The following is a 21,372-nucleotide window of genomic DNA, read 5'->3' as shown; positions in this document are numbered from 1 at the left end:
CAACCCCTCCGCCTTGTGCAGCCGACGGATCTCGGCCCAGTCTTCCACTGAAATCATCCCTCCAGAATGACGAGGGGGGTCAACTTTCACCCGTCGTCTGGGGGTCAGTATTCACGCGTCGTCGACAGGTAGGCGTGTCCTTTCCGCAGTGCGGTGGTTACGACCGCTGCCGTCGACACGGTAGGGTGCAGCAGCAGCTACCCCGGCTCCACTGATGGGGCGCCGATCTCGCCGCTATTCGAGCCGGAGCCTGTTCGATCTCGCGGTACTGGAGCCCCCGCTTCAAGACTCTGTCGCCGGCCGTCTTAGAACGGATCGCCATTCCCAGTACGGAGCGGTGGTAACGACGGGCAAGATGCTCGGAAGGCCACGAACAGCCGACAGAGCTGATCGCATCTACGATATCGTCATCTCATGCGTCTCGATTATCTCAATAACCTTTTCCCGCATTCGGGAGTATCTATCACGAGTCTCATAGCATTCGGTGAAGGGTATCCTGTAGGCACCACTCGATCTCGCCTCTCCTTTGGATCTGGCGAGTATAGATGACCAGTTCTCATTCGGGTGCCGGTGTCGGACTACGTAGGTTGCGTGCATACTTGGCCTCGGTGTCGTCCGGATCGCCTGTGGCTATTCGCGATGACTCTGGCAGGGAAGCTGAATCAGTGACCTGGATTTCAAGCTCTGAGGGATTCGGTACCCGTTCTTTCGGGTTCCCGTCCGGAGACCGGGGCCGTAGTGTGATCGTCGGTGCAACGGTGTGAAGAAGAGACCTCTTAGTCTGGACATCTGCCCAGTTGGGCGGGCTTTCGCGTAAGCGTCGCGCAGTGGATGGCTTTACAGCCGATGATGGTGACTTGACCGCCTCGCCTTGGGACTTCAAGTATGCCAACACCTTTGCGGACGTCACGTCCATGTCCTTGGCGATCTGGTGGACGCGCAATCTGTTTCGACGCACTCCGCCGCCTCCGCCTAAGTCCGTTGAATTCCAGTATGCCACTAGGTAGCTATCGAGAATTCGATCAACTCGATGGAATGGGAGCGGGCTTGGTTGCCGGAGTCGCCAAAGAATCTATTCACCAGCACTCGTGGATGCCGGACTGCATCTCCGCCTTGGAATACGCCATCCAACACTTATCGCACGTGGTTGTTGATCTGGCAACTGCCGCGCAGGAACAATTTTCGCATGCGGGACATCGGAAACTCGCACACTTGTCGCATCGCCCCTCTGACTGCAAAGGCTGGAAGACCTCGCCACAGGACTCGTCGAAGCACTCGTGATCTGGGTAGGTCATCGTCCCCAGTCTGTTGATGGCGGTTGGCCGCAACGCGACGAAGACATACTGCGCGGAGAAGTCCATCGCGGCTTCGAGGTGCATGTCATCAAGGACACCGCCCGTCATGTACTCGACGCCTTCGGTGAATGCCCCTCGCACCGGTCGCTCCCACGCTTCGGACGCCACTCGGCGAAAGCCCTCCTGCCGGAGCCCCTTTGGTGGTGGTGCGTCTTCGTAGGTAGTGTCCGAGGTGATCACTTCGCCCTCGATGTCGGCGACCGCGAGCAGCCATCGCGACGATCTGCTTCGCAACATGTCCTTGGCGCGCTGCAGGGTCGCGGAACGGCTGGCGTTGACGCGACCGTAGTATCCAGCCATGAAGTCCGCGGGGTGCAGGGCGACTTCATCGTGATCGTCGTCGGTCAGTGGCATCAGCACCTGGACGGCGACTTGGTTCGACACCGCCTCCTCGACACAACGCCGCTGCTCGGTCGGCAGGTCCATCAGCACGTATGCCCAGTCCGCATGCTGTAGCTGAAGGTGGTGGCCCAGCTCGTGGAGCACCGTGAAGTTGTTTCGCCGACCCATTGCGACGTGCAGGTGGATCGTCGGCGGTTGCAGACGGTAGTAGCCGCCTCCACACTGGTCCGCGGGCAAATCGTCCTCGAATACCAAGTCGAGCTGATCGGATTCGGCGAGCGTCTCCACCGGGTCAGTCCGGAGAGCGTTGAGGTCGAACTCGGAGCAAGTCTGGAGAAGCGCTCTGGCCACTTCTTCTGCGCGGGTGACCGATGCGCATGCTTCCCAATCGATCATCGGCGGCAGATCAAGGCTGGTCCCGGCCCGCTCGTGCGATCGCGTCGCGCAGCTTGCGGTCAATCGCGTCAGCGGTATTCGCGTCATCGCGCGCCGCGAGCGTGTATTCGGAGCGAGCAGCACCGCGCACCGCGGCTTCGTTCAATCTGGTCGCGGCCATCCTTGCCTTGATGGCCCGCTTGAAGCGTGGCGCCGCGAGACGGCTTACGACTCCAGCCAGCGGATCCGGTTGGAGCAGTGTGACCTCGTCGACGCCCAGGTCCTCGGCGAGAGCGACAAGCTGCTCGTGGTCAATCTCCGCGTCGCCTACCCAGATTGGACGCAGTTGCTGCGGAGGCAGGCCCAGCAGCTTTGCCGTAGATTTCGACGAGCCCCCTGCGGCTAGGACCTTCTCAGAGTCGAGGCGCATCTCATTCTCGCCTCCGGCCAGGTGGAAGCAGAGCCCCGACCAGTGCTCAACGAGAGCTCGGTCGGCGGCGCGATTGTCCTCGTCCCAAGCTGATCCTGGCGCTGCGGGGAATGCGGGCTCCTCGCCGTCTTCGAGGGCGAAGGCAAGAGGGCGGATCGCATTGGCGTCGAGGAGCCGGCCGAGGCTCCGATCGAGGAGATGGAGGCCGATTCCGGTCTCGCGGGTCGGCCACAACGTGACCGGGATGCCCAGCGGGGAGTTCTCGATGACGAGTCCAGGGGCGAACGATGCCTCTCCGGGCAGCGTGACCGGCCATGCCAGGGCGAAGTCGTCTCGGGCGGCAGCGATGAGCGCGACGCCCAGGACCTCGTCATCCCAGGACAGGATCCATAGGTCGCCGGGTCTCGCTGAGTCGGCGTTCACGCCGTCGTCCCACAGCTGATGCGCAGATGCGGGCACGCCGACTGGGCGGTCGCCAGCCACAAGATCCTCCTTTAGTATGTGCGAGCAAAGAATCGCCAGAGTACAGGTCAGCAGTCGTAAAGACGATTCCTGAAGACCTCTCTTGCGTCGGGAAGCTGGTCCTTGGGCAGTTTCCCCAGGTAGTCACACACTCGCGGAATACCAGTCTTCTCCTTGAGCACCGGATGCACGTATCGAGCTGTCCACCACCCGTGCTTCTCGAGGCCGAGCTCCGGCATGGGCGCGCTGTCGCGAGCGTCGCTGTCCCTCGTTCCGGACGTCACGCGGGGCAGCCCGGTCCACACCGTATCGTCGCGGCGTTCGGCCATGCAGACGAGTGGTCGAGTAGCCTTGCCGAGGCGACTCGGGTTTACGAGAGCTGCTTTGGTGACCTGATACACGTCAGCGAACTTGGCGTCTGTTCCCGGCATATTGCGATGGTACAAGTCGGCGCCGACAAGGAATCGACCCATACTTGCTGGAGCGCGTGGTTCAGTCCTTGCCTGACGACGCCGTTTCGTAGACGGACAACCGACCTCGCGGTCCTGCCAGTTTGATCGCGGAGGACCGTTCGGCGTCGGCGGACTTCTGGGCGGTGTCTTTGGCAATCTGTATGTCGGCGAAGCAGGTGTCCCGCATGGCTCGCAGGTCCTCCAACGAGGCCTCGGCGGCGGCGAGTTTCTCGCCGGTCAGTCGCGCCGCGGTGATGGCTGGAGCGCAACTATTCGCCACGATCGGCGAGCGAGCCCCGCGAATCCAGCCAGCGTTGGTGAACTGGCCCGTTTCGGTCTCTGCTGCCACAGCAGTTCCCGATGAGTTTATCTGTAACTTGGTTACGGTGTATCTGACTGTGAATCACATGACGGTTTAGATTGTGGGTGACACCCCTCCAGTCGGGTGTACCCGTCGATAGGGCTTACGTGGGCGTCGAGGACCGGCGTGGAGTCGTTTGAGATTGGCAGTCGGGGGCCAGCAGAGGATTGGTTCCGTGATTCATCCGGTAAGTCGTTCCCGATGTCACACCCGGGCGAACTCTCCGGGAGTTCCCTGATGCGGTTGCCGGGTCTGGGATGCTGCAATCGAGGTATGCATGTGGGCGAGCAGGTATTGGTGAGTATTTCTCGGCAACTTGGGCGACCTGCCGGGATTCGCGGTCGAATCGTTGGCCGGGTAGTGAATCGACGCAATCGTGAACCTATCGCTGCCGCGGTGGAGGCTGCTGGAATCCGGGCGGGTCAAGTAGTCGCCGATGTCGGGTTCGGTGGTGGTGTCGGATTAGGGTTGTTGCTTGATCGTGTAGGGCAATCGGGCATGGTGCACGGATTCGAGATCTCCACAACGATGATCGACGGCGCACAGAGACGCTTCCGTCGCGAGGTCCAAACGCGGAGACTGTCACTGACTGCCGCGCCGATGGAGGCATTACCTGTTCCGGACGCTTCGATTGACGCGTTGATCAGCACAAATACGATCTACTTCATCGATGATGTGTTCGCCGCATTCAGTGAGCTCAATCGGATTCTCGCTGGCAACGGCTGCGCCGTTCTCGGCATCGCAGATCCGGATGCTTTGCGAGCGATGCCGTTCACGCAGTACGGGTTTCATGTCCGGGAGTTCGATGCGATTGTCGACGAACTCCAGCGAGCCGGCCTGCATGTCGAGGAGCGGATCCGCGCCGGCAGTGTCGACTTTCCCTACTGGTTACTCGTCGCACGCAAGTCGGGTGTCCGGTAGCGGTTTTCGATGGCTCCGCTGCCTGGGTGCGCCTGACCGCCTCACTGTGCGGTCCGGCTCGCCCCGCAGCTTCGGGTAGGCGACGTCGCTGAAGGAAACTCGTGGCGGACAACAGCATCAATGCTGTTCAGTCCAGGGCGGTGTGACGTGGGGAAGGCATCTTGGGCCGTGACGACCGAATGCCTGAAGTTGTCGGCCTGTGCCCCGGTCGGTGCAGGCGAGACTCGGTCTGCCACGGTCGGCGGGCGTACTGTTGGATCGACGGTGAATGAGGTGTAGCGATGATGTTCTCTAACGGCGGCCACATGGGCAGTTTCGGGCACGGTTGGATGCTGCTCGTACTGATCGCAGTCTGGGCGTTGATCGCCGTCGGAATCACTCTGGCGATCCGTTCGTCGATACGCGCCTCTTCAAAGCTGGACCCCGAGTCTGTCCTCGGCCAGCGTTTGGCGTGCGGGGAGATTTCGGACGAGGACTACACGCGGATGGTTCGGCTGATTCGCGACGACCCCCAGGGGCCTCCAAACTGGTGAGAGCCGACCAGTCGGCGCAGTGGTCAGGCCTGTGGGGCTGGTGATAGTTCCCGTTGAACAGTGAGCCAGGACATGCCGTTGTGCGTGTTCCAATGCTGGCGACGGTGAGGGGCCACATTCGTATCGTCAGCATCGGTTCAAGGTTTCCTCAAGATCGTCCGCGAGGGTTGCTACCCGGCGCGTCGGAGACGACTCTGGGAGTGGACGTCCGCGATACATGCTCGCGGATTCAGTGCGGACCAGAAAGGCTGATCAGGATGGTTGAGGTTTCGAGGCGATCGGTGCTCATCGGAGGGTTGGCGGCGCTGGGGGTCGGGGTACTCGGCGCGTGCAGCCCGGACCGCCCTCAACGCCCTGAGTCGTCGCCGTTGCCGGGACCACCGTTGCAGGCGTCGCCGAAGCCGGGGCAGAAGGTGGTGGAGGCGTCTTTGACGGCCCGACCGGTGGCTGTCGACCTCGGTGCGGGCATTATCGCGAACACCTGGGCCTACGGCGACGAGGTTCCCGGGCGAGTGGTTCGCGCCACTGCGGGCGACTTCCTGCGAGTCAACGTCGACAACCAACTTCCTGCGCCGACGACCGTTCACTGGCACGGCATCCGACTTCGCAACGAAGCCGACGGAGTCCCAGACGTCACGCAGCAGGCGATCGCACCCGGAAACCGGTTCGTGTACGCCTTCACGGCCCCCGATGCTGGGACGCACTTCTTCCACCCCCACGTCGGGGCACAGCTCGATCGAGGTCTGTACGCGCCGATCATCATCGATGATCCGGCCGATGCGGGCGACTACGACGCGGAATGGATCGTCGTCCTCGACGACTGGACGGACGGGGTCGGGAAGAGCCCCGATCAGATTCTGGCCGACTTTCAGGCCGATTCCGGACCGTTGAAGTCGGGCATGGGCGGGATGGATCACTCGTCGATGCCGGGAATGAACCACGGCAATTCGTCGCTGGGTGACGCCGGAGACGTCGCCTACCCGCACTATCTCATCAACGGCAGGGTTCCGGAGGCGCCGACCGAGTTCCGCTGCCGACCGGGTCAACGAGTCCGGGTGCGACTGATCAACGCGGCATCGGACACGGTCTTCAAGGTCGCACTCGCCGACCACACGATGACGGTGACGCACAGTGACGGACATCGGGTCAACGACAAGCAGACCGGAGCCCTGTACGTCGCGATGGGTGAGCGCTACGACGTGACCATCACCGCCGGAGATGGCGTGTTCCCGCTTGTCGCGGCGGCCGAAGGCAAGAGTGGCCAAGCCTTGGCGCTCCTGCGGACAGCTTCGGGACAGGCCCCGCCGAGCACCATCCGCCCGCGCGAACTCGAGGGTCCAGTACTTCTTGGCGCCGATGACCTGGCCGCGGCGGAATCGGCACGATTGCCCGACCGCGATCCCGACACCACACTCAAAGTCACTTTGAACGGGCAGATGTCGCCGTTTGCCTGGGGGATCAACGGCAAGAAGTACGGCCAGGACACACCGCTGACTGTCCGGCCCGGCCAGCGGCTGCGAATGCAGATCACGAACTCGACGATGATGGTGCATCCGATGCACATCCACGGCCACACCTGGTCGCTGCCCGACCGATCGGGTTTGCGCAAGGATACGGTGCTGATCCGTCCGATGGGCCGCGTCAACGTCGACCTCGACGCCGACAACCCCGGCGCCTGGGCTCTGCACTGCCACAACATCTATCACATGGAGACGGGCATGATGACCACTCTCCGATACGCGTAGACGCACCAGCCCTGCGGCACCTAGACCGGTACATCGCGGGCCGACTGAGACACCTCGATCACCCCATCTACTAAGCTGCTTAGTAGATGGGGTGGTTTCGCCCCTCGCGGTCGCGTTCTGTGCACACGAGAGGTCGTATCCCATGGTCAAATTCCCTAGAGGCGGTACTGCCGCCTTCCTTCTTGCTGCCGTCCTGATCATCGCAGGGTGTTCGCAGCCATCCCGGGATCTGGTGGCCGATCCGTCGGTTGCGTCGGCCGCGCCGTCGATCGAGCTCACCCCCGACGACGGGGCGAGCGGAGTCGATCCCCTTGCCCCGGTCGTGGCCACTGTGCGCGGCGGCACCCTGGAGAACGTGACGCTCGTCAACGATGGGGGGCGGCCTGTCGTCGGCATCATGACACCGGACCGCTCCTCCTGGAAGGTCGGTGAACCGCTCGGTTATGGCCGGACGTACACCGTGACCGCCACGGCTCGCGGCGGCGGACAGCGCGCCTCGCGCACCGGGTCGTTCACCACGCTCACCCCCGACAATCAGGCCGGCGTCACCCTGCAGACGACCGGCGGCACGCCACTGTCGACCGGAGGGACCTACGGCGTCGGAATCGTCATCGTTGCTCACTTCGACGAGCCGATTGGTGACCGCGCCGCAGCCGAGCGGCGACTGTCGGTCCGCACCACGCCCGGAGTCGAGGGCTCCTGGTACTGGCTCGACGACCAGAACGCTCACTGGCGGCCGCGCGAGTACTACCGTCCTGGCACCGAGGTCACCGTTGAGGCGCGGATCTACGGCGCCGACCTCGGCGGCGGCCTCTACGGTCAAGAAGATGCCGAGGCGACTTTCACGATCGGTGACTCGCACGTAGCGATCGCCGACGATCGCACCAAGCAGGTCAAGGTGTACGAGAACGGCAACCTCGTCCGCACGATGCCGACCTCGATGGGGATGGGTGGCACTGAGGTCATCGGGGGCACCGAGATCAGCTTCTGGACTCAGCGTGGCATCTATACGGTGCTGGATAAGGCGAATCCGGTCGTCATGGACTCGTCCACCTACGGTCTGCCGATCAACTCCAGGCTCGGCTACAAGCAAACCATCGCCTACGCCACGAGGATCAGCACCGACGGTGTCTATCTGCATCAACTGGACGAGACCGTCTGGGCGCAAGGAAACACGAATCTCTCGCATGGCTGCCTCAACCTCAACGGCGCCAACGCCCGTTGGTTCTACCAGTTCTCGATCCCGGGCGACGTCGTCGAGGTCCGCAACACCGGCGGGGCGCCGCTGGAGCTCTGGCAGAACGGCGACTGGGGCGTGCCCTGGGAGCAATGGCGAGCAGGCAGTGCGCTGGCCTGATCAGAACTCCTGCGAGACGATCACGAATAGATCTCACTCCCGCAACGATCTACTAAGGCGCTTAGTAGATCATTGGGTCGACATCGACGGCGTTGCAGCCCGCGCTGACATCGACCTGTCGACCGCGCTGACCTCCATGTTCTGCGATTGAAGGCGGCCCGCACACGCATTGCCCATTCCGTCGAATGTCCGGTTTGGTGCTGGTGGTGCCAGTGGTGCGCAAGTGTCATAGTGGCGTCCATGACTAGAGATCCCCTCGTCGGACTCACCTCCTCGCCATCATCGGCAACGCTCGCACCTCGGGTGCGGCACTGGGTGGGCACCGCCCCTGTCGCTCTTGGTCTGGCCGCGGCGGTTGCGGCGGGGACGCTGAGTCCAGCGCCCGCCGTGGCTGAGACCGCCAACGGTGTTGACGGTCACGTCGTGGTCGAGCTGGCGGCCATCGTTAAAGACAGCGTGCGGGCCGTGGCCGGACCTGACGGACTGGTGAAGCTGCTGGCCCCGATGGCCACCGTGACCTCATGTCTGACCGTCTCTGCCGAGACCGACCCCGCCGCAGGCGATCGGGTCGGAGCTCTGGGGTGCTTCGCGGCCGCCGGGACTGCCTTCGGTGGGCAGGCGCCATTGATCCTCGACGCGGTCCCTGTGGGGCGCCTACTGGCGACACTCGCTGCCGCGGTCGCGCCGCACGACCCGTCGATTTCGCACGGGGGATCCTCCGATCACCTCGCCCCGGACGGCGCCCGCCCCGCTCCCGGGCAGACTGCGGCCACCCCCACCCCCGGCGGTGTCCTGACCTCCACGTTCGGTGACGGTCGCGGTCATCAGGGCATCGACATCGGCAACCGCCTGGGAGCGCCCATCCTGGCGGTCGAGGACGGCGAGGTCATCAACTCAGGGCCTGCGGAGGGGTTCGGCCTGTGGATCCGTATCCGTCACGCGGACGGTGCTGTCACGACCTACGGTCACAACGATCAGAATTCGGTCAACGTCGGCGACCGTGTGCGTATGAGTCAGCAGATCGGCACTGTCGGCAGCCGCGGGGTGTCGAGCGGGCCGCACGTGCACTTCGAGGTCGCCGACCCCGCCGGGACGGCGATCGATCCGCTGCCGTGGCTGCAGGCCCGCGGCGTCACCATCGCCACCGAGGCATCGCCGCCGCCGACTGCGACGCCTCCGGACGTGTCGGTGCTGGCTCGGGGGCAGGTGCGCGACCGCCGACACTGACCTACTATGTTGCTTAGTAGATGGAGGGGTTGGCAGTGACGCGAACAAGGGTCAGTCATCGACTCGCCGTGGCGGTCGGCGTTCTCGCAGCAGTCCTCAGCGGTGCAATGATCTTGGTCTATGCCGAGACCGTTGACTTGCGAGGGCGCCCGCATGCGCACCGCCTCGGCTGGCCGCCGACCTGGCATTGGGTGTGGGCGGCAATAGTAGCGGCGATCGTGGCGCTCGCCGCGCGAGCGCTGCTGCGGCGACTGGTATTCACCGCGCACGTTCGCCGTGATTCGACGACTGCCGACCCGGCGGACGAGACCGACTCGACTCGACGGGCCGAGACACAGATGCTGACCAAGACAAGAAGGAGTGGCCATGCTGCGTGAGTGGTCCCTGGTGCGCTGGGTGGTGGCAGCAGTCACGGCCATCGCGATCGGATTGGCCGTCGGTATTCCGTCCGGACTGATCGACACGCCGTGGTATTCACGCATGACGCCGACCCTGTGGTGGAACTACCCGATTTGGCTGGCGACCGCGGTGTTGGGCGGCCTGATCGCGGCCACCTACATTCAAGCCCGGACGGCGCCGCGGATGGAGAAGAAACTCTGGGCGACGGTCGGTTCGGCGTTGGCTGTCGGATGCCCGGTGTGCAACAAGGTGGTGGTCGCGGTCGTCGGTGTCAGTGGAGCATTGACCGTCTGGGCGCCGTTGCAGCCGATCCTGGCTGTGGTGTCCGTGGCATTGTTGGGTTGGGCCCTGCAGCGACGGCTGCAGGGCGAACGGCGATGCGCGGTCGCGGCCTGACTGCGCGGTTTGCCGCAGTCAGTGCAGTGGCGTGAGGGAAAGGTGTGCGATGCACGGTCTGGGCGAGCTGGAGGCACGCATCATGGAGGTCTTCTGGCGCGATGACGCGGACAAACGTGTCCGCGACGTGCTCGAAGGGCTGGACGCGGAGCGCGAACCCGCGTACACGACGGTGATGACGGTGATGGACAACCTGTACCAGAAGGGGTGGCTGGGACGCGACCGGCGCGGCCGGGCGTACTGGTATCACTCGCTCAAGTCGCGTGAGCAGACCGTCAGCGATGCCTTGCGTGCGGTGCTGGCCGACGCCGGCGACCCGTCTGTGGCGCTGCTGCATTTCGTGCGGCACGCCTCCGACCAGGAAAGCGCAGCAATCGCTCAGGGCCTGCGGGAACGGGACTGACGCGGTGGTCACGGCAGCACTGTTGGGCGTGAGTGCGCTGGCTGCGGCTCTGATCGGTGACCGGGTCCTCGACGTCCTGATCGCGCGTGATCGACTCACGGCCAGGACCCTGCTGCGGGTGTGGGCGGCGCTGACCGCTGGCGTGTTCGTCGCCGCTGCGAGCTCGGTGGCCATCGTCGCCATTCCCGGCCACGCGAGCGTCGTGGGTGGGGTGTTGCAGACCTGCCTGAACGGACTCGACAGTGCGGTCAGCCGCACCCTCGAGTTGGTCGCCGGGCCAGGCGTGTTCGCCCTCGTCCTGGCCGTGTCCGGGTGGCGGGCTGCGGCGTTCTGGCGGACCGCCCGTCGCCGTGACCTCGAGATCGGGGCGCACCACGCACTGCTCGCGCGGTTGCTGAACCCGACGGGCGCCCGGTCGCCACTGTGGCTGCCGACGAGCACACCCATGGCCTACAGCACGCCCGGACGGACCGAGGGCCTGATCGTGGCCAGCGAAGGGCTGCGGCAGCGACTGGACCCGGCGGCGTTGTCGGCGGTGATGGCTCACGAACAGGCGCACGTCCATGGTCACCATCATCTGTTCGTCCGCGTCGCCGACTGTCTCTCGCACGCGGTGCCCTGGCTACCACTGACTCGGCAGGCGAGTCCCATCGTGCGCGCCCTGGTCGAGTTCGACGCCGACGCACACGCCGCGCATGAGCACGGCGACGCTGCCGTCGTCCGCGCGATCACGCACGTTCACCCGACCGCGCCGGCGGGCGCTCTGGGGATCGCTCGTGACTGCGTCGATCTGCGGTTGCATCGATTGGGCCGTTCCGCCGCTCCCGGCACGCGACCGTCGCGTAGTTCGTCCTACGCTGCCCCGACAGCGGCCGCGATGTTCCCCATTCTGCTATTCCTCGCCGGTCTGGCCACCGTCTTCCTGGCTGCCTGCCCCGCCTGACCCTCCTGGGAACCGGCCGGTGCTCGCCCGGCCCGTCGCATCGATCGTGATCGAGAGTCCGCACGCCGACGCGCACCGTCAGGCCGGGGCCAGGCTCGTTGGGCGCCCGGTCACACGGGCAGGACGACGTCGTTGATCAGCGCCATTCGGACCCAGTCCACGAACACATTCCACAAGCCCGTCACCAACATCACGCCGACACCGACCAGCAGGACGCCCCCGACGATCTGAATGGTGCGGGCGTGGCGGCGGAGGAAGCCAAGGCTGCGGACGGCCCATGCCGATGAGAACGCCAGGACCACGAACGGGACACCGAGGCCGAAGCAGTACGCGACGACCATCAGCGCGCCGCGGAACGGCGCGTCGCCGTTCGTGCTGATCGCTAGCCCGATGACGGCACCGAGGGTGGCACTGCTGCACGGTATCCACCCGATGGCGAACACGGCCCCCAGCAGCGGCGCGCCGACCATACCGGTGCGGCGGTGAGGCGTCATGCGGCGTTCTCGCCGGAAGAACGGAACCACGCCGACGAATACCAAGCCCATCACGATGGTCACGACCCCGCCGACGCGTTGCATCACTGCCAGGCGGGCCTGATCGAGGAAGACCGAGGTCACACCGAACAGCGCCACCGTGGCCAGGACGTAGACGAGCGTGAAGCCCAGGACGAACAGCCCTGCCGCGGCAACCACCCGCCACCGGCCGGACTTGGGGCCCTCACCGACCTGGACGGCGGGAGCTTCGGCACCGACCAGCCCCGCCAGATACGACAGGTAGCCCGGCACCAGAGGCACCACGCACGGCGAGGCGAAAGAGATGATCCCGACCAGCGCCGCGACACCCAGGCCCAGCAGCAGCGGACCACTGGTGACCGTGGCCGCGAACGTCGTTCCCAGATCCGCCAGAAACCACTGATTCACTGCGGCGCCGCCTTCTCCTCGGCCACCGTCACAACGGCAGCACGCAATTCGGCCTCGGTGATCGCTCGAAGGAACAGCTTCGCTGGGCGGTGCTGGCGGTCGAGGATCAGAGTGGTCGGGACAACACCCACGGGGACTCCGAGTGCGGCAAGGGTGGCGCCGCCGTAGTCGAAGATCGACCGATAGGGCACCTTGCGGTCGGTGGTGAAATCCTGTGCGGTCGAGCGCGAATCACGAAAGTTGATCCCCACGAACTGCACCCCACGGGCGCGGGTGTCGCGGTAGACGTTCTCCAGTGCCTGAAACTCGGTACGGCACGGTGGGCACCACGAAGCCCACACGTTCACCACAACAACGTCACCGCGGTAATCGGCGAGCCGGACAGTTCCCCGGTCGAACAAGTCCTCACCCTCGACCGCGCCGATCGCACGCCGCATGGCGGGCGCGTAGTCGATGACCGTCTGACCGTCAGGGGAGACGAACTGATTGGCGCGCACCGCAGACACGGCATCAGTGCCGGTACCGCACGCGGTCAGCACCGTGGCACCGATGAGCATCGCGCCGACGAGCGCCTGCGCGCGTCGCCGACGGCCACGCGCGCAGTCCGGCATCCTCTCGTCGATCCGGTACCTGTCCTCGGAAATGTGTCCGGGTGCCACACAACCACCTCCATCTACTAAGGAGAGTAGTACTAACTTGCTTAGTAAATGGTGAGAGTGATCGATGCCCGGGTGCTGACGGTGGCCGGCGGCGGACTAACCCGGCTAGCGGTCCAAGACTGCGCGCGTCGTTGATCCTGGATGCAGGTCGAGTCTGCGCAGCAGTTGTGCGTTCAGGGCCACGACGATGGTCGACAACGACATGAGGATCGCGCCCACCGACATCGGCATGACAAATCCGATGGGTGCAAGCACTCCGGCCGCGAGCGGGACGGAGATCAGATTGTAACCGGCCGCCCACCACAGGTTCTGTTTCATCTTGCGGTACGCCGCTCGCGACAGTTCGATCACCGAGAGCACGGAGCGGGGATCGTCGCTGGCCAGGATGACACCGGCCGAGGCGATAGCGACATCAGTACCTGCGCCGATCGCCAGACCGATGTCGGCCTGGGCGAGCGCGGGAGCATCGTTCACCCCGTCTCCGACCATCGCCACCCTGCGACCTTCGGTCTGCAGTTCCTGCACCTTGGCGGCCTTGTCTTCGGGACGGACACCGGCGAAGACACGGTCGATGCCGAGTTCATGAGCAACGGCATTCGCGACAGCTTCAGCGTCACCGGTGATCATCACGACCTCGACGCCCTGCGCATGGAGCGCATCGACAGCCTCGCGTGACTCGCGGCGGATCTCGTCGGCGAGTTTCAATGCGCCGATCAGCCGCCGGTCTTGAATGACATGCAAGATGATCGCCCCGTCCGCACGCCAGCGATCAGCGACAGGCAGTTCGTTGAGGTGTTCTTCGGCGAGCAGGTGCGGGCCCCCGACCCGCACTGTCGTTCCCTCGATCGTCGCGGTGACCCCCACTGCGGGCGATGAGGAGAAATCGCTGCTGGTCGGGACTCTGAGGCTGTGGCGATCGGCGGCGCCGACGATCGCGCGTGCGAGGGGATGCTCGCTGTCGGACTCAGCGGCCGCCGCCAACGCCAGCAACTGATCCTCGTCGACGTCGTCGACGGCAAAGACATCCGTGACAGTGGGTTCGCCCCGGGTGAGCGTGCCGGTCTTGTCGAATAGGACGCTGTCGACCGTCCGCATGCTCTCCAACGCAAGTCGGTCTTTGACGAGTACGCCGCCCCGGGCCGCACGCTCGGTCGCAATCGAGACGACGAGCGGAATCGCTAGGCCCAGAGCGTGCGGGCACGCGATCACCAAGACGGTGATCGTGCGAACCACCGCATCATCGGGCAAGCCGATCGCCGTCCACACAATCGCGGTGATCGCCGCGGCTCCGAGGGCAAACCAGAACAGCCATCCGGCCGCGGTGTCGGCGAGTCGTTGAGCACGAGACGACGAGTTCTGAGCATCGGTGACAAGCCGTTGGATCCCGGCGAGAGTCGTCTCGTCGCCGGTGGCCGTGATCACGATTCGTAGTCCTGAATCGGAAGCGACCGTCCCCGCGGTCACGGTGTCGCCAACACTGCGGGTGACCGTCTGGGACTCACCGGTGACCATCGATTCGTCCATCGCCGCACGCCCCTCGACGATCCGGCCGTCGGCTGGGATGCCCCCGCCGGGGCGAATGACGACGGTGTCGCCGACCTCCAGATCGGCGGGGGCCACGGCCTCGATTTGCCCGTCTCGGACACGTTCTGCTTGGTCGGGCAGAAGCGCGGCCAGGGAGTCCAGGGCCGAGGTGGTCTGGGCCAGCGACCGCATCTCGATCCAGTGGCCCAGCAGCATGATGACGATCAGCAGCGCCAATTCCCACCAGAACTCCAGTTGATGACTGACAAGTCCCAGCGTCGCCGCCCAGGACGCGAAGAACGCCACCGTGATCGCCAGTGCGATCAGAAGCATCATCCCGGGTTTCCGCGTCCGCAGCTCGCTCAGAGCGCCGGCCAGGAACGGCCAGCCGCCCCAGAGGTACATCACGGTGCCGAGCGCGGGCGCGATCCATTCGGCCCAGCCGGGGACCGAGTAGCCGACCAACATCGCGAACATCGGCGAGAAGGCGATTACCGGAACCGCGATGATGAGGTTGATCCAGAACAGTCGGCGAAACTCCCCGACGTGGTCACCGTGCCCACCATGCCCCCCGTGCGCACCGTGGTGGTCCCGGTGCCCACTGTGGTCTCCGTGTCCACTGTCGTGGTCCAGGTGCCCGCTACGCCCGCTGGGGGTGCCATGCTCTCCGTGATGGTCGGCGTGGTCGTTGTGATCTCGACCGTGCTCGCCGTGTTCGTTGTGCCCGCTGTGCGGTGGGTCTGCGACAGCATTGTGGCTCTCAGGCACTGCCGCGTCATGGCGGTCGACGCCGTGTATGGGGGCGCCGCCGACGTCTCGGTGGTGGTGGTGCGCGTGGGGGTCAGTCATCCTGCTGCCTTCCTCATCGTCATTCCCCAGCTGGGTTGGTGACTGTTGAAGTCGTCACCACCCCCGGCTCAAGACGTCGGTTGAATTTCGCTCTCGACGACCCACTTATGGTTGGTCATCTTCATGCCGTCCGCCTCGTAATCGACCATGTAGACGGTCTGGTCGGTGGAGCTGGCGATTGTTGCCTTCGCCCCCTTCATGCCCGTCATGTGATCGGCCTCGAGGGTGACTTCGGTGCCATCGGCCAGACGTCGATCTCCTGCGTTTTTGATCTCCTGTTGGACTACCCACTTGTGATCCTTGACCGGCTGGCCGCCGGTGGTCGGGGTGAAGTTCACCGAGTAGGTGTAGGTGTCGAAGGCGCCGACGATTGTGGCCCGCGCACCGTCCATGCCCGCCATGTGGTCTGCGGTCAGCATGACCTGGCTGCCGATCGGAAACTTGGGTGCTGAGACCGCCTTGATGCCGGCAGGTGCCGGTCCGCCGTCCATCGGGTGGTCCATCGGCGAATCGCTCATTGCTCCGGCACTGCTGGCCATGCTGCCACTGTCATGGCCTTGGTGGTCCTGGCTTTCGCCGGCACTGCAACCGGCCAGAACCAGTACTCCGACGAGTATTCCGGCCGAGACGGCCGTCATGAGAGGCTTGCGCATGTGGTCTCCTATCCACTCTGATCTCACCGAACGACGCACCGGTGTGGTGCATCGCCGTTTTCTCCGTTGTCGGCCGATTGCGCTTTGCTCGGCGGCCGCACAGGGCTGAAGGTGTAAAAGTGCGTTAACCCGCGAACGTCACGCCGACAGCAGGACGCGAGCTGGCGTCCATCAAATCCGCACTGCCGAATAGCCGGCCGCTGTGACTGCGTCGACCACCGCGGCCTCGTCGACGAGGCCGACGGCGGTGACCACGAGCCTGCCGGTCTGCGCGCTCACCTGAGCGTCCTGAACACCCTCTACGGCTGCGACTTCCTCGCGCACCGAGGCCTCGCAATGCCCGCACGTCATGCCTGTTACCTGATACTCGCTCGACGACATGTCTTCCCACCTCTCCAGTTGATACCCCATGGGGGTATGATGTTCCGATGACGATATACCTGCCGCCGGCCGTGATGCAAGAGTGCCGCCGCGCATCGCAGGTCAGGCGACCTGGCGAGAGCTGCCAGGTGTGGGGCGACTCGGTCAGTTGCGGTTGACTACGTCTGCATGTGACCGTTCGGGCGTCTCGGCGGTGTACTGATCAGTGAGACCGAGACGGAGGTGTTCGCTATGATAAACGGCCTCGTCAAGCAGTTGAGCGACGTGGGTGTCATAGAGGCTGTACACAATGCTGCGGCCGTTGCGTACCCCCGTGACCAGGCCCAGGTTCCGTAACAGTCGTAGTTGGTGCGAGACCGCGGACGGCTCCATCTGCACGGCCGCCGCAAGTTCTCCCACAGCCATGGCTCCGCCTTGAAGCTCGGATAAGATCCGCAGCCTGCTCGGAGTCGCCAAAGCCTGCAGGGTGGTGGCGACGCGGTCGGCGGTCGCCGCGTCGAGTGAGGTCGTTGTCTCGCCGCCACTGCCGATCCGGTGTCCCATGATCAACATCATACTTCGCACTACTCACATGAAGAGGTGTTCATATATTCTGATTTGGTGATTGATTCGAACCAGAGAGAGTGACCCGGGATGGACATGGCGACGACACAGGTCGACCAAAGCAGGGGTGCCGCGAGGCGTGGCTATGCCGGGGCGCGGACCCGTCCATGGGACCTTGCCGAGGTCCGATGGGCAGTGGCCGCATTGGTGTTGTTCGTGGCCGGGCTGGCCGCGCAGCTCGGCGGCACGGCGCCGGCAGTGTGGTGGACGCTATATCTGGCCTGCTATGTCGTCGGTGGGTGGGAGTCGGCGCTGTCCGGTCTGCAGGCGTTGCGCGAGAAGACTCTCGACGTCGACCTGCTGATGGTTGTGGCCGCGATCGGTGCTGCCGCGATCGGGCAGGTCACCGACGGTGCCCTGTTGATCGTCATCTTCGCGACTTCCGGCGCCTTGGAGGCCTGGGCGACGGCTCGCACCGAGGATTCGGTGCGCGGACTGCTCGACCTTGCGCCGAGTCGGGCCACGGTCCTTGGCGCCGGCGGGCACGAGCAGATCGTTGACGCCGCGGGGTTGGTCGTTGGCGACGTGATCCGGGTCCGCCCCGGTGAGCGTATCGCCGCCGACGGCACCGTCATCGACGGTGCCAGTGAAGTCGATCAGGCCACCATTACTGGGGAGCCGCTACCGGTGATCAAGCGGGTCGACGACGAGGTCTTCGCCGGTACGGTCAACGGCACCGGCGCACTGACAATCCGCGCTGACCGGCCTGCCGCCGACTCGGTCGTCGCGCGTATTGCGGCGATGGTCGCCGAAGCGTCGCAGACGAAGGCGCGAGCACAGCTGTTCATCGACAAGGTCGAACAGCGGTATTCGATCGGCATGGTGGCCTGCACGCTCCTGGTGTTCGCGATTCCGCTCGCGTTCGGTGCCGAACTGCAGCCGTCTTTGCTGCGAGCGATGACGTTCATGATCGTTGCGTCGCCGTGCGCGGTGGTCTTGGCGACCATGCCGCCGTTGCTGGCCGCCATCGCCAACGCAGGTCGCCGCGGCGTCCTTATCAAATCAGCGGTGGTCATGGAAAATCTGTCGACGATCGACACTGTCGCATTCGACAAGACGGGCACAATCACCTCCGGCCGTCCTGTCCTGGCCACCGTCGACCTCACCGGGCAGGGCCTCGACCTCGGCCACGGCATCGACACGGTCCTCAGCGTCGCCGCAGCCGTCGAGTCACTCAGTGAACACCCACTGGCGGCGGCCATCGTCTCAGCTGCCCATGAGCGAGGGCTATCGGTCCCGCCGGTGGAAGGCTTTGCCGCGCAGCCGGGGAGCGGTGTGACCGGCGTTGTTGGCGGGCACCAGATCGCGGTCGTGTCTCCACACACCTCGGACACCCCCGCGGCGGTCGAGGTCGCCGAACTCGTTGCTGCCGCCGAAACGCGAGGCGACACCGCGGTCATCGTCGTCGACAACGGGGCGGCTATCGCAGTGTTGGCTCTGGGCGACTCGCAACGCGTCGACGCGGCCGCCAGCGTGGTCGCTCTGACTGGCGATGGAGTGAGTACCGTCCTGTTGACCGGTGACAACGCAAAAGCCGCGGAACGCGTCGCGGCCGACGTGGGCATCGTTGACATCCATGCTGAATTGCTCCCGGAGGGCAAAACGGACGCCATTGCCGCCCTGCACGCTGGCGGTCGCACTGTCGCTATGGTCGGCGACGGGGTCAACGACGCGCCCGCGCTCGCTGCGGCCGAGGTTGGGATCGCGATGGGCGGCGCCGGTTCTGATCTGGCGTTGCAGGCTGCCGATGTCGTCGTCGTCCGTGATGATCTGACCGCAGTGCCCTCGGTCCTCGCTTTTGCTCGGCGGGCGCACCGTGTCGTCGTCGCCAACCTCATCATCGCGGCGACGTTCATTGCGGTACTGGTGCTCTGGGACCTGCTCGGCACGCTGCCTCTGCCACTCGGTGTCGCCGGCCACGAAGGGTCCACCATCATCGTCGGGCTCAATGGTCTGCGACTGCTCCGGCGTTCTGCGTGGCCACGAATGATTGGGCACTGATCAGCGGAGCCTCCGAAAAACGGCGGCGAATCAGGCGGCTTGTGTGTGCGACGATGACATCCATGGAATCGGTCCGGCCCTCGGTTGCCGCCGTCCACGATCGTGTGACAGTGCATCTGGACGCCCTCGACGACGCGACACTGGTCGACCAACTGCGCACGCTGCTCGGTGCGCGTTTGGTTGCGTATCTGGCCGGCGCGCCCAGCACCGCTGCGGTCAGCGACTACATCACACACGCGGCCGCAGTCCCGGACCACGTCCGAGCCCGTTTGAAGGTGGCCTACAGCGTGGCGGCCCTGCAACACCAGCTCGGCGCTACCCCATCGTTGATCCAAGCCTGGTTCCAAGGACGCAATCCGCGCCTGGATGATCGAGCACCGGCACAGGTCATCGCCGACGATCCCGGCCGCTTCCGAGGCACGCTCATCGCGGCCGCCGTAACTCTGGTGGGTGGCTAGGTGGACACTGACGCCGCGTTTGCGGCCTCCTGGCGGATCGGCAGTCGAATCAATGCCGTTGCTCAGGCCGAGATCCTCGTCGACTCCGTGGTGGGACCGCCACAGCACATTCGGCGACGACTGGATGCCGTCATTGACGACCTCCTCGATCCTGCTGACTAGGCTGGCGAACAGACGAATCAGCCGATGGCCCTACGGTTGGGCGCGATGTGCGCAATGACGTTCTCGAACCGTGGGACGGGACGTGCGCCGGTTACCCGAGAATCGTCGGCGGTCTGTCGTCACTCGTCCGCCGTGTCTAGCCGGCCGTAGAGTTTGGCGATCAGCACGTCCTTGGCGCGAAGTTCTGCGCGGAGGCGACGGAGTTCGGCATCGTTGGCCGTTAACTGAGCGCGAAGCGCCGACACGATGGAGCTGTCGGTGGCTGCAGCCTCGGGTGGCGGGGCGATGGTGGTGTGGGCGCGGATCTTCTCCCGCAGGTCCGGATGGTTGTAAATCGTCTTGCGGGTGACGCCGGCACGTACAGCGACGGCGTTGATGTTGATTGTGGCCCCCGATCTCCGCATGGCGGTGAGGGCCTTCTCAATCCGAGTCCGGACGTCGGCGGAGCGCTGCTGTGCGTGGGCGTTGAGCGCGGCGATCGCCTGATCAGTCGGTGGCGTCATACCCCATCACCTCGGTTCTCAGCTTTCCCTAGTGCGATCTCGTGCAGCCCTCGAGTCTGGATCTGCAGCAGCGGTCGCCGATCGGAGGTGCCGGCCCCGGCCACCGCAGAATCGCGATCGGCCGATGCCTGGTCCTCTTCGGCAGCGAGTCGGGCGATGATGGCATCGAGCGAGGCGATCTCGCGGAGACGTTCGTGGACCCAGACATTCTCGTCGGAAAGTTGCCGACCCGTGCGCTCGTGGTATTGGCGGCGCCGCACCTGGAGAAGCGACTCGGTACGGGTGCGCTGGTCGGCGAGTTCGTCGAGGTGTGTGCGGTCGGTGGCGAAGTGACCGCAGGTCAGGCAGGCGTTGCCTTTGTCGCAGGTCTGCAAGGGCGGCAGCAGACAGACGCCGTTCGGGAGGACGCGGTCGGTGCGTTGGGACAGTTGGGTCATGTCGTAGACGTCGGTGGGGCTGATGCCCAGGTCGGCGCCGTGGGCGCCGATCTTCTTGTGCTTGAGGAACTCCGCTTCCGCAGTGGCTGCGAGGGTGGCCGCGTATCGCAGGGTCATCTCGGGTGAGGCGTGTCCGAGGTAGCGCTGCACGACGTGGATGGGGACGCCGTCATTGAGGAGCTCGGTCGCCCGGGTGTGCCGGAGCCGGTGGGTTTGGGTGAACCTCAGAGGGTTTCCGGCGCTGTCGGTGAGTCCGTGGACTCGGTCGAGTTTGGCCAGTGCGGATCGGTAGGAGGCATACGGGCGGGGGCGTTGCCCCTGAAATTGGTGCCGGACCCCGAGAAACAGGTACTTCGGGGTCAGGTCCGGGTAGTGGTCTCGGTTGTACTGTTGTTGAATCACCCCAGGTTTGATGCCGCTCCTTTCTGAGTCCCATCAGGAAGGATGACAATCATGCCCAAGAAGATCGATCCCGCCGTCCAGGCCCGTGCTGAGCGCCTGTGGCGCGAGCACGGCGCCGA

Annotated in this window: 24 protein-coding genes and 1 pseudogene; 12 read left to right on the top strand and 13 right to left on the bottom strand. The window is 64.9% G+C overall.

Annotated elements, in window-relative coordinates; all coding sequences use genetic code 11:
• Window positions 1-556 precede the first annotated feature (556 nt).
• From ACSEEN_RS20130 to ACSEEN_RS20110, 5 genes are all read right to left on the bottom strand, one after another.
• The gene (locus ACSEEN_RS20130; protein ID WP_440714130.1) at window positions 557-958 is read right to left on the bottom strand and encodes a translation initiation factor IF-2 N-terminal domain-containing protein; all 402 of its coding nucleotides are present in this window, start codon (window positions 956-958) and stop codon (window positions 557-559) included.
• A 118-nt stretch (window positions 959-1,076) separates the two neighbouring features.
• Window positions 1,077-2,093 (bottom strand): ImmA/IrrE family metallo-endopeptidase, encoded by a 1,017-nt coding sequence (locus tag ACSEEN_RS20125; RefSeq protein WP_440714129.1) that lies wholly within the window; start codon window positions 2,091-2,093, stop codon window positions 1,077-1,079.
• Window positions 2,094-2,103: 10 nt separating this feature from the next.
• Window positions 2,104-2,985: a hypothetical protein gene (locus ACSEEN_RS20120; protein ID WP_440714128.1), complete on the bottom strand. Its 882-nt coding sequence runs from the start codon at window positions 2,983-2,985 to the stop codon at window positions 2,104-2,106.
• Between the two features lie 47 nt (window positions 2,986-3,032).
• On the bottom strand, window positions 3,033-3,395 hold the full coding sequence (locus ACSEEN_RS20115; protein WP_440714127.1) for a hypothetical protein: 363 nt from the start codon (window positions 3,393-3,395) through the stop codon (window positions 3,033-3,035).
• A 61-nt stretch (window positions 3,396-3,456) separates the two neighbouring features.
• Entirely contained in the window at window positions 3,457-3,765 is a 309-nt protein-coding gene (locus ACSEEN_RS20110; RefSeq protein WP_440714126.1) for a hypothetical protein, read from the bottom strand.
• Between the two features lie 291 nt (window positions 3,766-4,056).
• Between ACSEEN_RS20110 and ACSEEN_RS20105 the strand changes: the two genes are divergently transcribed.
• The 8 genes from ACSEEN_RS20105 to ACSEEN_RS20070 all read left to right on the top strand — a co-directional run bounded on the left by ACSEEN_RS20105 (window position 4,057) and on the right by ACSEEN_RS20070 (window position 11,701).
• Window positions 4,057-4,698: a class I SAM-dependent methyltransferase gene (locus ACSEEN_RS20105; protein WP_414735754.1), complete on the top strand. Its 642-nt coding sequence runs from the start codon at window positions 4,057-4,059 to the stop codon at window positions 4,696-4,698.
• Window positions 4,699-4,979: 281 nt separating this feature from the next.
• Window positions 4,980-5,231 carry an SHOCT domain-containing protein gene (locus tag ACSEEN_RS20100; protein ID WP_440714125.1) on the top strand — a complete coding sequence of 84 codons (252 nt, stop codon included), beginning with the start codon at window positions 4,980-4,982 and terminating at the stop codon, window positions 5,229-5,231.
• Between the two features lie 257 nt (window positions 5,232-5,488).
• Window positions 5,489-6,976 (top strand): multicopper oxidase family protein, encoded by a 1,488-nt coding sequence (locus ACSEEN_RS20095; RefSeq protein WP_006898159.1) that lies wholly within the window; start codon window positions 5,489-5,491, stop codon window positions 6,974-6,976.
• A 142-nt stretch (window positions 6,977-7,118) separates the two neighbouring features.
• Window positions 7,119-8,333, top strand: a complete 1,215-nt coding sequence (locus ACSEEN_RS20090) for a L,D-transpeptidase (RefSeq protein ID WP_006898158.1) — start codon at window positions 7,119-7,121, stop codon at window positions 8,331-8,333.
• Between the two features lie 303 nt (window positions 8,334-8,636).
• Window positions 8,637-9,560, top strand: a complete 924-nt coding sequence (locus ACSEEN_RS20085; protein ID WP_006898157.1) for a M23 family metallopeptidase — start codon at window positions 8,637-8,639, stop codon at window positions 9,558-9,560.
• A 366-nt stretch (window positions 9,561-9,926) separates the two neighbouring features.
• Window positions 9,927-10,355 carry a hypothetical protein gene (locus tag ACSEEN_RS20080; protein ID WP_006898155.1) on the top strand — a complete coding sequence of 143 codons (429 nt, stop codon included), beginning with the start codon at window positions 9,927-9,929 and terminating at the stop codon, window positions 10,353-10,355.
• A 49-nt stretch (window positions 10,356-10,404) separates the two neighbouring features.
• Window positions 10,405-10,758, top strand: coding sequence for a BlaI/MecI/CopY family transcriptional regulator (locus ACSEEN_RS20075; protein ID WP_440714124.1), 354 nt, complete (start codon window positions 10,405-10,407; stop codon window positions 10,756-10,758).
• A 4-nt stretch (window positions 10,759-10,762) separates the two neighbouring features.
• Window positions 10,763-11,701 carry a M56 family metallopeptidase gene (locus ACSEEN_RS20070; protein WP_006898153.1) on the top strand — a complete coding sequence of 313 codons (939 nt, stop codon included), beginning with the start codon at window positions 10,763-10,765 and terminating at the stop codon, window positions 11,699-11,701.
• Window positions 11,702-11,811: 110 nt separating this feature from the next.
• Here ACSEEN_RS20070 and ACSEEN_RS20065 read toward each other — a convergent pair whose 3' ends face one another.
• The 3 genes from ACSEEN_RS20065 to ACSEEN_RS20055 all read right to left on the bottom strand — a co-directional run bounded on the left by ACSEEN_RS20065 (window position 11,812) and on the right by ACSEEN_RS20055 (window position 15,281).
• The gene (locus tag ACSEEN_RS20065; RefSeq protein WP_045540370.1) at window positions 11,812-12,621 is read right to left on the bottom strand and encodes a cytochrome c biogenesis CcdA family protein; all 810 of its coding nucleotides are present in this window, start codon (window positions 12,619-12,621) and stop codon (window positions 11,812-11,814) included.
• Window positions 12,618-13,232: a TlpA family protein disulfide reductase gene (locus tag ACSEEN_RS20060; RefSeq protein ID WP_287001281.1), complete on the bottom strand. Its 615-nt coding sequence runs from the start codon at window positions 13,230-13,232 to the stop codon at window positions 12,618-12,620. Before ACSEEN_RS20060 ends, ACSEEN_RS20065 begins: the two co-directional genes overlap by 4 nt.
• A 153-nt stretch (window positions 13,233-13,385) precedes the next feature.
• Window positions 13,386-15,281, bottom strand: coding sequence for a heavy metal translocating P-type ATPase (locus ACSEEN_RS20055; RefSeq protein WP_006898150.1), 1,896 nt, complete (start codon window positions 15,279-15,281; stop codon window positions 13,386-13,388).
• A gap of 69 nt (window positions 15,282-15,350) precedes the next feature.
• Between ACSEEN_RS20055 and ACSEEN_RS20050 the strand changes: the two genes are divergently transcribed.
• Entirely contained in the window at window positions 15,351-15,695 is a 345-nt protein-coding gene (locus tag ACSEEN_RS20050; protein WP_006898149.1) for a hypothetical protein, read from the top strand.
• A gap of 26 nt (window positions 15,696-15,721) precedes the next feature.
• Here the strand turns inward: ACSEEN_RS20050 and ACSEEN_RS20045 are convergent, their stop codons facing one another.
• The 3 genes from ACSEEN_RS20045 to ACSEEN_RS20035 form a co-directional block, all read right to left on the bottom strand.
• Entirely contained in the window at window positions 15,722-16,306 is a 585-nt protein-coding gene (locus ACSEEN_RS20045) for a YdhK family protein (protein WP_006898148.1), read from the bottom strand.
• 171 nt (window positions 16,307-16,477) lie between these two features.
• A complete protein-coding gene (locus tag ACSEEN_RS20040; RefSeq protein ID WP_006898147.1) occupies window positions 16,478-16,717 on the bottom strand; it encodes a heavy-metal-associated domain-containing protein in 240 nt (79 codons plus the stop codon).
• 114 nt (window positions 16,718-16,831) lie between these two features.
• The gene (locus tag ACSEEN_RS20035) at window positions 16,832-17,230 is read right to left on the bottom strand and encodes an ArsR/SmtB family transcription factor (protein WP_440714123.1); all 399 of its coding nucleotides are present in this window, start codon (window positions 17,228-17,230) and stop codon (window positions 16,832-16,834) included.
• 96 nt (window positions 17,231-17,326) lie between these two features.
• Here ACSEEN_RS20035 and ACSEEN_RS20030 point away from each other — a divergent pair, with 96 nt between their 5' ends.
• The 3 genes from ACSEEN_RS20030 to ACSEEN_RS20020 all read left to right on the top strand — a co-directional run bounded on the left by ACSEEN_RS20030 (window position 17,327) and on the right by ACSEEN_RS20020 (window position 19,911).
• On the top strand, window positions 17,327-19,291 hold the full coding sequence (locus tag ACSEEN_RS20030) for a heavy metal translocating P-type ATPase (protein ID WP_039868140.1): 1,965 nt from the start codon (window positions 17,327-17,329) through the stop codon (window positions 19,289-19,291).
• A gap of 62 nt (window positions 19,292-19,353) precedes the next feature.
• Window positions 19,354-19,749: a hypothetical protein gene (locus ACSEEN_RS20025; protein WP_006898143.1), complete on the top strand. Its 396-nt coding sequence runs from the start codon at window positions 19,354-19,356 to the stop codon at window positions 19,747-19,749.
• The gene (locus ACSEEN_RS20020; RefSeq protein WP_156150509.1) at window positions 19,750-19,911 is read left to right on the top strand and encodes a hypothetical protein; all 162 of its coding nucleotides are present in this window, start codon (window positions 19,750-19,752) and stop codon (window positions 19,909-19,911) included.
• 119 nt (window positions 19,912-20,030) lie between these two features.
• Here ACSEEN_RS20020 and ACSEEN_RS20015 read toward each other — a convergent pair whose 3' ends face one another.
• Window positions 20,031-20,414 carry a hypothetical protein gene (locus ACSEEN_RS20015; RefSeq protein ID WP_006898142.1) on the bottom strand — a complete coding sequence of 128 codons (384 nt, stop codon included), beginning with the start codon at window positions 20,412-20,414 and terminating at the stop codon, window positions 20,031-20,033.
• Window positions 20,411-21,247 (bottom strand): annotated as a pseudogene (locus tag ACSEEN_RS20010) (tyrosine-type recombinase/integrase); the annotation flags it as partial. The gene ACSEEN_RS20015 and the pseudogene ACSEEN_RS20010, both read right to left, overlap by 4 nt.
• Window positions 21,248-21,372 lie beyond the last annotated feature (125 nt).

Origin of the sequence: Gordonia marina (assembly GCF_052036135.1) — a bacterium.
GTDB lineage: Bacteria > Actinomycetota > Actinomycetes > Mycobacteriales > Mycobacteriaceae > Gordonia.
This window is presented reverse-complemented; position numbering and strand designations above follow the sequence as displayed.

Excerpts from the sequence above, each read along its gene's own strand:
- ACSEEN_RS20015 (WP_006898142.1), bottom strand. The coding sequence starts at position 20,414 with ATGACGCCACCGACTGATCAGGCGATCGCCGCGCTCAACGCCCACGCA.
- ACSEEN_RS20035 (WP_440714123.1), bottom strand. The coding sequence starts at position 17,230 with ATGGGACACCGGATCGGCAGTGGCGGCGAGACAACGACCTCACTCGAC.
- ACSEEN_RS20075 (WP_440714124.1), top strand. The coding sequence starts at position 10,405 with ATGCACGGTCTGGGCGAGCTGGAGGCACGCATCATGGAGGTCTTCTGG.
- ACSEEN_RS20040 (WP_006898147.1), bottom strand. The coding sequence starts at position 16,717 with ATGGGGTATCAACTGGAGAGGTGGGAAGACATGTCGTCGAGCGAGTAT.
- ACSEEN_RS20100 (WP_440714125.1), top strand. The coding sequence starts at position 4,980 with ATGATGTTCTCTAACGGCGGCCACATGGGCAGTTTCGGGCACGGTTGG.
- ACSEEN_RS20060 (WP_287001281.1), bottom strand. The coding sequence starts at position 13,232 with ATGCCGGACTGCGCGCGTGGCCGTCGGCGACGCGCGCAGGCGCTCGTC.
- ACSEEN_RS20055 (WP_006898150.1), bottom strand. The coding sequence starts at position 15,281 with ATGTTCGCGATGTTGGTCGGCTACTCGGTCCCCGGCTGGGCCGAATGG.
- ACSEEN_RS20125 (WP_440714129.1), bottom strand. The coding sequence starts at position 2,093 with ATGATCGATTGGGAAGCATGCGCATCGGTCACCCGCGCAGAAGAAGTG.
- ACSEEN_RS20090 (WP_006898158.1), top strand. The coding sequence starts at position 7,119 with ATGGTCAAATTCCCTAGAGGCGGTACTGCCGCCTTCCTTCTTGCTGCC.
- ACSEEN_RS20030 (WP_039868140.1), top strand. The coding sequence starts at position 17,327 with ATGGCGACGACACAGGTCGACCAAAGCAGGGGTGCCGCGAGGCGTGGC.
- ACSEEN_RS20025 (WP_006898143.1), top strand. The coding sequence starts at position 19,354 with ATGGAATCGGTCCGGCCCTCGGTTGCCGCCGTCCACGATCGTGTGACA.
- ACSEEN_RS20045 (WP_006898148.1), bottom strand. The coding sequence starts at position 16,306 with ATGCGCAAGCCTCTCATGACGGCCGTCTCGGCCGGAATACTCGTCGGA.
- ACSEEN_RS20095 (WP_006898159.1), top strand. The coding sequence starts at position 5,489 with ATGGTTGAGGTTTCGAGGCGATCGGTGCTCATCGGAGGGTTGGCGGCG.
- ACSEEN_RS20115 (WP_440714127.1), bottom strand. The coding sequence starts at position 3,395 with ATGCCGGGAACAGACGCCAAGTTCGCTGACGTGTATCAGGTCACCAAA.
- ACSEEN_RS20080 (WP_006898155.1), top strand. The coding sequence starts at position 9,927 with ATGCTGCGTGAGTGGTCCCTGGTGCGCTGGGTGGTGGCAGCAGTCACG.